Below are 10,276 nucleotides of genomic sequence, written 5' to 3' on the forward strand. Positions count from 1 at the left end.
GTGCTCGGCGAATCGATCACGGATCGCTTCTGGGCCGTGGTGGCCGAGCATCCAGAGCGCACGGCTGTGCTCGGCGACGACGGCCCGCTCACCTACGCCGAACTGGCGGAGGAGGTGCGCGCCGTCGCGGCGGCCGTGCACGGGGCCACCCGCGTCGGGCTGCTGCTCGGCCACGGCCCCCGCATGCTGGCCGGCATCCTCGGCACGCTCACCGCCGGCGCGACCTACGTCCCGCTCGACCCCGGCTACCCGCGGGTACGGCTGGCGCGCATGGCCGAGCTGGCCGAACCCGACCTGCTGCTCGCCCTGCCCGAGCACAAGAATCTCCTCCCGGGAGCCGGCGACCTCGTGGACGTCACGGCCCTGCCTCCGGCCCCCGGGTTCCAGCCGGTCGCCGTGGACCCGGATTCGCCGGCGTACATCCTGTTCACCTCGGGGTCGACGGGCCGGCCGAAGGGCGTGGTGCAGACGCATCGGGGGGTGATGTTCCAGGTCAGGACGCACACCGCCAACCTGCGCATCCGGCCGTCCGACCGGCTCAGCGTGGTCTCCTCCTTCAGCTACGACATGGCGGTGACCGACAGCTTCTCCGCTCTGCTCAACGGGGCCGCGGTCGTGCCCGTCGACCTCCGCGAGCGCGGGTTGGCCCACCTGGCGGAGGTGCTGTCGGAGCGGGGTGTCACCATCTACCACTCCACCCCGACCGTCTACCGATACCTGCTCGACTCGCTGTCGCCGCGAGACGTCCTGGCCGGCGTACGCGTCGTCCTGCTCGGCGGTGAGGAGGTCGTCCATGACGACCTCGACCGCTTCCGCAGGCACTTCACCGAGGACTGCGTGTTCGTCAACGGTTACGGCGCCACCGAGATCTCCTTCGCGGTCCAGAACCACCTGACCTCGGCGGACCTGGCGGCAGGCAGGGGCATCGGGACTGCGGTGGTGCCCATCGGCTTCCCCCTCGACGGCGCCGAGATCATCTTGGACGGGTCTTACACGGAACGCTCACAGGACTCGGGAGACTGGAGGAGTGCAACAAGCCCGGAAGCCTCGGAGGCCCCGGAGGGTGAGATCGTCATCCGGAGCTCCTTCCTGGCGAGCTACCTGGGCGCCTCCGAACGGGACCAGGCCAGGTTCGGCCGCGACCCGGACGGCACCCGCTACTACCGCACGGGCGACCTGGGCCGCAGGCTCCCCGATGGCCGCATCGCCTATCTCGGCCGTCTCGACAGGCAGCTGAAGATCCGTGGCCACCGCGTCGAGCTGGGCGAGGTGGAGGCGGCGCTCACCGTACTGCCCGGGGTCTCCAGGGCCGCCGTGACGACCCGCGAGATCCAGGGTGAGCGGCGGATCGTCGCCTACGTTCTCGGCGACGCGCTCGACCCGGCCGCGCTGCGCCGCGGCCTCGAACTGGTGCTTCCCGATTTCATGCTGCCGTCGGCCTTCGTGGAGGTTGACTCGCTCCCCCTGACCCCCACCGGCAAGGTGGACACCGACGCCCTCCCCGCCCCTGCCAGCCACCAGCCCCCGGCGGAGGCCCCGCGGCTCGCGGGCCCGATCGCCCCCCTGGCCGAGCACGTCACCGCAGCCTGGCAAGCCGCCCTCGGAGTGCCGGCCCTCGACTGGGACCAGACCTTCTTCGACGCCGGCGGACACTCACTCCTCATGGCCAAGACCCAGCACCACCTCGAACAGTCCCTGGGCCGGCGTATCCCGCTGACCACCCTCTACGCCCACCCCACGATCCGTTCCCTGTCCCAATGGCTCGCCGACGAAGCGGCAGAGGGGATGAAGGACGCAGACCGCGCAGACACGATCACGCACCGACCACACACACCCGCCGACCGAGCAGCCCTCCGCCGCAAGCGCCGCAGCACCCGCGACTCCTGAGAGGATGGCCCCTGAGATCGCCTTCGCGGATCATGCGACGCGGGAGCTCGGCAGAGGTGCCGCCTACCCCACCTGGTACAGCCAGTACGACACGCTCTGCGGAGCGTTCGGCGGCTGGTAGGTCTCCACCGTCGCGAACTCGTATCCGTACGTCGTCGAGACCGTGCTCGTGGTCCCCGTCTCGTAGTCCTCGTACTTCTCTTCGTAGTTCTTCGTCATGAACATCTGCTTGGTGTCGTAGACGCTTTCCACGATCACCCGCCCGGCTCCGAACAAGCCGATGAGGTCCTGCCGGAACAGCTCCAGGCGGGCCTTGCAGCCGGTACACGGCCCGATGTTGCCGACCACCACGACCCGGATGTGGGCGCCATCAGGGAACGAGGAATGAAGCGCCTCGATCCAGTCCCAGGTTTCCTGCAGGACGGCGACCTCGCTGTCCTGCTTGGACATGCGCGCCTGCGCCTTGTCGACGCGTCCCTGGTAGCCGCGGCCGTCGTCTTTGCTCTCCGCCAGGGAGTAGCGCGTCGTCCCCCCGGAACGCGCTCCCGCGATCGGGGTCCTGTAGCTGTGCTCCTCGTCGAAGGAGAGGTCTCCGTTGACCATCACCAGCGCCCGGGAGAACAGGCCCCTCCCCTTGACACGGATCTCCGCCAGCGACTGTGCGATCTGCGGTGCCGCGGGGTCCGAGGTGAGGGCTTCGGGGGGCGTCTCGGTCATCGTGATCCTCCTCGACCGGGCAGAAGAACCTCAGCCTCTCATCCGGAAGGGTGCTGTCAAGGGACGGCGTCCCGGCTATGCTCCGGCCCATCCCCCGTCGATGATGAGCAGCTGACCGGTCATGTAGGCCGACGCGTCCGAGGCCAGGAAGACGGTCGGCGCCGCGAGCTCCTCGGTGGTGCCGAACCGTCCCGTCGGGATGCGGTCGAGCAGCTTCTGGCGGCGCTCGGGGTCGGCGAAGAGGTCTTTCGTCATCGCCGTTTCGACGTAGCCGGGCGAGATGCCGTTCACCCGGATGCCCTGGGCGGCCCATTCGCGGCTGAGTGCCCGCACGACGCCCATCAGTCCGGACTTGGCGGCGTTGTAGGCGACGAGGTTCGGCAGGCCGAGGATGCTCGTGAGGGAGGCCACGAACACGTGGTTCCCAGGGCGGTTCGCGGCGATCTGCCGGCGGCCGATCTCCTGGCTGAGCAGGAACGGCGCCGTGAGGTTGACCTGGATGACCCGGTCCCAGGCGTCGAGCGGGAAGGTCAGGGCCGCCTCGCGGTGCTGGGTGCCCGCCGAGTGCACGACGATGTCGATCGGCCCGCCGAGGGCCGCCTCCGCGGCGTCGGCCAGCCGGATGACCTCCTCAGTCGACGAGAGGTCGGCGGCGACGACCTGGGAGGTTCCCCCGGCCTCGGCGATGAGCGCCTGGGTCTCCTCGAGCTGCGCCGTGCCGCGCGACACGAGTGCGACGTTGGCGCCCGCACCGGCGACGCCGGCGGCGATCGCCCGTCCGATGCCGCGGCCGGCGCCGGTGACAATGGCGCGCTTGCCCGCGAGCGAGAAGATGTCGAGATACGCCCCGGTCACGACCACCACGACCGATCTCCCTTGTAGGCCTTGTCGAGGATCAGCCGCATCGACTCCGTCGTGAGCTCGCGCGGGTTGTTCGCGGTCAGGCGGGTCGCCCGCATCGCCTGGGCGGCGACCTTCGGAATGGCGTCGGCGTCGAGGCCGAGCTCCGCGAGGGTGCCGGGCACGCCGATGGCCAGCAGGATCTCGTCGATGCGTTCGATGCCGGCGTGGGCCTGGTCGAGGTCGCCGGCGGTGGCGTCGGCCACACCGAGCAGCCGCCCGATCTCCGCGAACTCCGGAACGCGCTCCGGCAGGTTGAACCGCATGACGTACGGCAGCAGGGCGCCCACACCGAACCCGTGTGACGTGTGGGTGAGTGCCCCGATGGGCGACTGGAGTGCGTGCGCGGCCGCCGTGCCGGTCGTGTTGATGGCAAGCCCCGCGTGCAGCGCGGCCCGCATGGTGTCGCTGCGCGCCTCAAGGTCGCCCGGAGCCGCCATGACCCGCTCGAGTGAGGTGCCGAGCAGCCGGATGCCGACCCGGCAGTGCTCGTCGGTGAGGACGTTCTTGCCGACGTAGACGTAGCGGTCCTGGGTGCCGGGCTCGGGGTTCTTCGAGCGAGCGGTGAAGGCCTCGACGAGGTGCGAAAAGGCGTCGGCTCCCGTGGCCGCCGTGAGGCTGGGTGGGCACGTCAGGGTGAAGACCGGGTCGACCACCGCGGCGGTCGCCTCCAGGTACGGGCTCGCGATGCCCACCTTCATCTCGAGGTCGGGGTCGTAGACGACCGAGATGCAGGTCGACTCGGCGCCTGTGCCACCCGTGGTGGGCACGGTGACGATCGGCACGGTCGGCCCGGGAACCTTGAACTCGCCGTAGTAGTCGGACACCGAACCGCCGTGCGCGAGCATGACCGCCGCGACCTTGGCCATGTCGAGGCAGCTCCCGCCGCCGACTCCGACGACGACGTCGAACGTCCGCCCGTCCTGTTCGGCGAGCAGGTCCTCGACGTTGGTGCGTGGCAGCTCGGCCTCGACGTCGGCGTAGACCGACACGTCGGCGCCACGCTCGGCCAGCGACTCGAGGATCTCGGCGAACTCGGCGCTCTGCTCCATCCGCCGATCGGTGACGATGAGCGCCCGGCTGCCGATCGCGGCGACGACCCCGGCGATCGAGCGCCGCTCGCCGGGCCCGAACAGGATCGTCTTCGGCTGCCGGACGACCCCGAAGCCGGTGAGGTTGACGTTGCGGGACATCACCACTGCGCCCTCTCGTCGTCGATGGTGAGCGCGATGTAGTGCGCTTCGAGGAACTCCTTGACGCCCTGGTCGCCGCCCTCGCGACCCAGGCCGGAGGCCTTGGTGCCGCCGAAGGGCGCCACCGGGTCCGCCATGATGCCGCGGTTCACTCCGACCATGCCGCATTCGAGCTCTTCGCCGATCCGGACGGCACGCGAGATGTCGCGCGTGAACAGGTAAGCGGACAGGCCGTACTCGGTGTCGTTGGCGAAGTCGATCGCCTCGGCGACCGAGTCGACCGTGTAGAGCACGGCGACGGGCCCGAACAGCTCGTCGCACGCGAGCCGCGACGACCGGCCGACGCCACGCAGCACCGTCGGCTCGTAGAAGAACCCCTCACCGGGTACGGCCTTGCCGCCCGTGAGGAGCTCCGCCCCTTTGGCGACCGCGCCCTGCACGAGCCGGTCGATCCGCTGCCGCTGCTGTTCCGAGATCATCGGCCCCATCTGCACGCCGTCGGCGAAGCCCGGGCCGACCTTGAGCGCCGCGGACGCCGCGGTGAACTTCTCGGTGAACTCGTCGGCGACGGCCCGATGCAGGATGATGCGGTTCGCCGCGACGCACGCCTGACCGGCGTTGCGGAACTTGCAGACGACCGCCTCGCGCACCGCGAGGTCGACGTCCGCGTCGTCGAGCACGATGAACGGCGCGTTGCCGCCGAGCTCCATCGACGAGTGCGTGATGTGCTGTGCGGCGAGCGTGAGCAGGTGCGACCCCACCGCGGTGGACCCGGTGAAGCTCAGCTTCTTGAGGCGCCGGTCGGCGAGCAGGGCCGCGGAGGCGGCTCCCGAGTTCATCGTGTGGATGAGGTTGACGACGCCGTCCGGCACGCCGGCGTCCTGCAACGCCTGCACCAGCAGGGCGATGGTGAACGGGGTCTGCTGCGCCGACTTCACGACGAGCGTGCACCCGGCCGCGAGCGCCGCGCTCATCTTTCGGGCGCCCATGAGCATCGGGAAGTTCCAGGGCGTGATGAGCAGGCTGGGGCCGATGGGCTGCAGCGAGGTCACGACGCGGTAGCCGGGGTTGGAGCCGGGCCCGAAGTCGCCGTGCAGGTGGCCGATCTGTTCGATCGACCACTCGAAGAAGCCCATCGACAGTTCGAACTCGGCGGCCGCCTCGGCGCGCGGCTTGCCGCTCTCGACGACCATGACGTCGATGAACGCGTCGGCGCGCTCACGCACGAGGTCGTGCGCGTGGCGCAGCAGACGCGCCCGCCGGCGCGGGTTCAGCGACCCCCAGGCGCGCTGTGCCCTCTCCGCGGCGTCAAGCGCCTGAAGGGCTTCGGCCTCGGACGCGTCGGACACTGCCGCGAAGGCCACGCCTGTCGCCGGGTCCGTCACGTCGAACGTCGTGTCGAGGTCGATCCACCTGCCCCCGATGTGTATGCCGGTGGGCACCTCGTGCCCGTGGATCGGCGTCGTCCGGCGGCCGACGCCGGGGGACGCCTCCAGGGTGGCTTCACTCATGGGAGTTCCTTTCGAATCGACTCCGCCGGCGCCAGGCGCCGTTCGTCCTGCTGGTCGAGATGGCGCCGCAAGGCGGCCAGGTGCCGGTCACGCCACATCGTGCGTGCCTCCCACTCGTCGAGCGGGAGGATCGCCCGGCGTTGCGCGGCCACCTCCGCGACGAGCTCGGGCGTCCACGGGTCGTGCTGCCCCCGCTCCGCCCCCATCCGCTCGTAGGCCGGCCCGAGCCGGGCCGCGTGGGCGGCGATGCCGCCGCGGGTGTTGAGGTCGGCGGTCTCGAACGGGCCGACGACCGTCCAGCGCAGCCCGAGGCCCTCGCGTACGATCGTGTCGAGCCCCTCGACGTCGATGACGCCGTCGCGCACGAGGCAGTAGGCCTCCCGGAGCACGGCCCCCTGCAGACGGTTGTAGACGAAGCCCGTCACCTCCGCGCCGAGCACCACGGGGATGAGGTACGCCGCCCGCAACAGCTCCGTGACGCGGGACACGACGTCTTCCGCCGTGAACGGCGCGGGCACGACCTCCACGACGCGGATGAGGTAGGGCGGGTTGGCCGGATGCAGCACGAGACAGCGTTCGCGTCCGGCGAGCTCGCCCGCGAACTCGCCGGCCCCGAACGCCGAGGACGTGGAGGCGAGGATCGCCTGGGGTGGCGCGGCGGCGGCGATCTCCCGGAACACCGCGCGCTTGGTTTCGAGATCCTCCGGCGTGCACTCGAACACGAGGTCGACGTCGCCGACCGCCGCCGCGAGGTCGGCCCCCACCGAGATCCGCGCCGCGACGTCGGCGGGCGGCTCGGTCAGGAGGCCGGCCTCGGACAGGAGCCGGAGTCGTTCGTCGAGCCGGGACGGCACGCCGGCCGTCATCTCGCTCGACGGCTCGTGGACCTGAACGCGGCTCCCGGCCTTGGCGAAGACGACCGCCATGGCGAGGCCGATGCTCCCGGCGCCGACGATCCCCACCACCGGTGCGCTCATCCCTGTGCCTGCCTGCGGGCCACACTCTCCGCGATGGTCAACGCACGGTGGCCGGTAAAGGCCGGGACCACGTCGGTGAGCGAGCCGAACTCGCCCTTCGCGATCGCCTGGAACCAGGAGACCCAGCGCTCCACCTCGTGCGGGTCGTCGGTACGGCTGCGCCACGCGATGGCGTCCTCGACCGATTCGGGCTCGTACACGTAGTGCCGTCCCGTGGCCCGGGTGAGCTGCTCGGCGGCCTCACCCATGGTGACGGCCTCCGGCCCGGTGATCTCAAGAATCGCGGCGTCGACGTCGCGCGGGCTGGACGGTCCCGGCGCGAGCACTTCCGCCGCGACGTCCGCGATGTCGTCGTGGTCGACCGCGGCGAACCGCCCGTCGCCGGCCGGCCCCCGGATCACGCCCTGCTCGTCGGCCCGGGCCGTGAGCATGCTCGCGTAGATCGAGGGGCGCAGGACCGTCCAGCGCACGGGGCTCGCGGCGAGGTACTGCTCGGTCTGCCAGTGGTCGCGCGAGTGGGCGAAGGTGGCGTCCTCGGCGGCGCCGACGAGGGAGACGTACACGATGTACCGCACACCGCAGGCCACGGCAGCGTCGATGGCGCACGCGTGCTCCTCGAACCGGCGTGGAGACAGGCCGCCGGACACGAGGAAAAGGGTCCGCGCGCCCTCCAGAGCGCTCCGCATCGCGGCGGCGTCGCCGTAGCCGGCCGGCCCGCGGTGCTCCGCGCCGGCGAGCGCCGGCAGGCGGGACGGGTCGCGCGCGACGAGGGCCATCGGCACCCCGCGCTCGGCCAGCCGGGCGGCGACGCGCGATCCGAGGGCGCCGGTGGCACCGGTCACCGCCACCAGGCCGGAGGGTTCTTCGCTGAACATGTGGATTTCCTTGGGAGTCACTGAGGCGGCTCGACACGATGTTTCTATCATGTGCCGGACTAATGGTCTATTTCATGAGAACTATTAGCCCATTCGACATGGGCGTTGACGAGTGCCGAGAACCGACCCGGCTGTTCGAGCAGGCCCATGTGGGCGTCGTCCGTCTCGACCAGCCGGGACACCGGCACCTGCGAGGCCGCCGCTCGTACGGACTCGATCGACACCGACCGGTCGCGCCGGCCGGCGACGAACGTCGTCGGCACGCCGACGCGTCCGAGGTCGTCCCGCACGTCGTGGTCCGCGATCGCCCGCCAGGTCGCGGCGAGCGCCACGGTGTCGGCCGTGCGGAGGCGTTCGGCGGCATAGGTGATCGGCGCGGGACGTGGGGTCGCCGTGAGTGCCTCGTGGGTGAACCACCGTTCGAGCGTCTCGTCCACGAGCGCCGGCGCGCCGGCCCGCTCCGTGTGCTCGGCCCTGGCCAGGACGGCGTCGCGGTCGGTCCGAACGGTGGTGAACGCCGCAAGGAGGGAGAGCACGAGGCCGGGGTGTCGCAGCGCGACGTGCATGGCGACCATCCCGCCCAGCGAACATCCGGCGAGATGGACGGGCTGGGTCAGCCGTCCGGCGACCCGGTCGGCGAGTTCGGCGAGGGACCCGGGCGGCCGGGCGGCGCCGGGGGCGCCGGTGCCGGGGAGCGAGAGGGCCTGGAGACCGGGCACGTCGAGCCAGTCGGCGACGTGCGCGTCGAGCGCGACAGGGTGCAGCAGGACGACCGGTGCGGCATGCGGATGCGTCATGATCCCGTCTCAGCTCGCCTCTGAGCCGCCGGGCTCGGAGCCCGTTTCCGCGCGTACCTGCTCGATGACGTCCTCGATCACCCGGCTCGCGTCGATCGCGGCCGGGAACCCGCAGTACGCGACCGCGTGCACCGCGATCTCCCGGACGGCGGCCTCCGTCAGGCCGTTGCGCAGCGCCCCTTTCACGTGGAGGCGCAGCTCGTGCGGGCGGTTGAGCGCGATGAGCATGGCCACCGTGATGAGACTGCGCTGCTGCGGGGCGAGCTCCTCACGCGCCCACACCGTGCCCCAGCCGAACTCGGTGACCATCCGCTGGAGCGGAGTCATGGCCTCGGCGTCGGAGCCTCCGTTCGCGTCGACGTGGCGCGCCCCGAGCACCTGGCGGCGCATCCGCGCACCGCGCTCGAAGGCGTCGCCGCCTGTTGTCTCACTCATGTTCCTGGGTCCTTCGTCGTCGGCGGTGGGACGAACCGTCCCCTGACTCCTAACGGCATGGTGCCGTCCCGCCGGAAGAGGCGAGCCGGCACCAAGCCAACGCCTCAGGCCTGGGCCGGCGTCGTCGAGCCGCCCAGCTCGAGCTCCTGCGCCTTGAGTGACGCGCTCTCGTCGGCGAACATCGACCGCTTGCCCGTCTCGGGCAGGAAGATCCATGTGATCACACCGGCCAGGATGGCCACCGCGCCGAGGTAGAAGCCGGGAGCCAGCGGGTTGCCCGTCGACGAGACGAGGGCGGCGGCGACGAGCGGTCCGGTGCCACCGACGAGGGCGAGGCCGATGTTGTGGCCGATCGCGCCACCACTCATGCGGGACCGCGCCCGGAACATCTCGGCGAGCACGACCGACGTCGACACGTTGACGACCGACTGCGCGAGCCCGAAGAGAATCAGACCGGCGACGGCCGCGACGACGCCGGCGCGGAGGAGCATGAAGACCGGCACCGCGACCAGGCCCAAGGCGATGAGCGCGATGACGAACGGCCGCTTGCGGCCCCAGAGGTCGCCGATCAGGCCGGCGAACGGGCACATGACCGAGTAGAGGATCAGGCCTACCGCGGTGAGGCCGATCGCCGTGGAGCTGCCGAGGCCGACCGTCGTGCTGAGGAAGACGTTGAAGTACGTGAAGAAGTAGTAGATGCCCAGGCCGGCCGCGCTCGCGAAGACGGCGACGATGAGGATGCTCTTCACTTCCTCCTTGCCGAAGCCCTTGAAAGGGTTGATCGGCGCCTTCTCCTTCTCACGCAGCTTGACGAAGACCTCGGTCTCCACGGCCTTCACCCGCATGATGAGCGCCACGACACCGATCGGCAGGGCGAGCAGGAACGGGATGCGCCAGCCCCACGACGACATCTGTGCCGAGGTCAGGCTGACGGTGAGGAGGAGCACGAGCGTGCTCGCGGTCAGCGTGCCGAGGGCGGCGCTC

The 10,276-nt window shown here is 70.9% G+C and carries 10 protein-coding genes; 1 reads left to right on the forward strand and 9 read right to left on the reverse strand.

Going from position 1 to position 10,276, the window contains the following annotated elements:
• Entirely contained in the window at positions 1-1,887 is a 1,887-nt protein-coding gene (locus BLS95_RS53460; protein WP_090947317.1) for a non-ribosomal peptide synthetase, read from the forward strand.
• 63 nt (positions 1,888-1,950) lie between these two features.
• On the opposite strand, the gene BLS95_RS53465 is transcribed toward BLS95_RS53460, so the two are convergent.
• The 9 genes from BLS95_RS53465 to BLS95_RS53505 form a co-directional block, all read right to left on the reverse strand.
• Positions 1,951-2,604, reverse strand: coding sequence for a hypothetical protein (locus BLS95_RS53465; protein ID WP_090947318.1), 654 nt, complete (start codon positions 2,602-2,604; stop codon positions 1,951-1,953).
• Between the two features lie 75 nt (positions 2,605-2,679).
• Positions 2,680-3,468 (reverse strand): SDR family NAD(P)-dependent oxidoreductase, encoded by a 789-nt coding sequence (locus BLS95_RS53470; protein WP_218136465.1) that lies wholly within the window; start codon positions 3,466-3,468, stop codon positions 2,680-2,682.
• On the reverse strand, positions 3,456-4,697 hold the full coding sequence (locus tag BLS95_RS53475) for an iron-containing alcohol dehydrogenase (protein ID WP_090947326.1): 1,242 nt from the start codon (positions 4,695-4,697) through the stop codon (positions 3,456-3,458). Before BLS95_RS53475 ends, BLS95_RS53470 begins: the two co-directional genes overlap by 13 nt.
• Positions 4,697-6,208: an NAD-dependent succinate-semialdehyde dehydrogenase gene (locus BLS95_RS53480; protein WP_090947319.1), complete on the reverse strand. Its 1,512-nt coding sequence runs from the start codon at positions 6,206-6,208 to the stop codon at positions 4,697-4,699. The genes BLS95_RS53475 and BLS95_RS53480 overlap by 1 nt, the downstream gene beginning before the upstream one ends.
• Entirely contained in the window at positions 6,205-7,185 is a 981-nt protein-coding gene (locus tag BLS95_RS53485) for a 3-hydroxyacyl-CoA dehydrogenase (protein WP_090947320.1), read from the reverse strand. The genes BLS95_RS53480 and BLS95_RS53485 overlap by 4 nt, the downstream gene beginning before the upstream one ends.
• Entirely contained in the window at positions 7,182-8,060 is an 879-nt protein-coding gene (locus BLS95_RS53490) for an NAD(P)H-binding protein (RefSeq protein WP_090947321.1), read from the reverse strand. The genes BLS95_RS53485 and BLS95_RS53490 overlap by 4 nt, the downstream gene beginning before the upstream one ends.
• Positions 8,061-8,119: 59 nt before the next feature.
• The gene (locus BLS95_RS53495; protein WP_090947322.1) at positions 8,120-8,857 is read right to left on the reverse strand and encodes an alpha/beta fold hydrolase; all 738 of its coding nucleotides are present in this window, start codon (positions 8,855-8,857) and stop codon (positions 8,120-8,122) included.
• Positions 8,858-8,866: 9 nt separating this feature from the next.
• Positions 8,867-9,292: a carboxymuconolactone decarboxylase family protein gene (locus BLS95_RS53500; RefSeq protein WP_090947323.1), complete on the reverse strand. Its 426-nt coding sequence runs from the start codon at positions 9,290-9,292 to the stop codon at positions 8,867-8,869.
• Positions 9,293-9,396: 104 nt separating this feature from the next.
• Positions 9,397-10,276 (reverse strand): MFS transporter (locus BLS95_RS53505; protein ID WP_143044322.1); only part of this gene is annotated, 880 nt, incomplete at its 5' end.

This window comes from Nonomuraea jiangxiensis (genome assembly GCF_900099965.1).
Taxonomy (GTDB): domain Bacteria; phylum Actinomycetota; class Actinomycetes; order Streptosporangiales; family Streptosporangiaceae; genus Nonomuraea; species Nonomuraea jiangxiensis.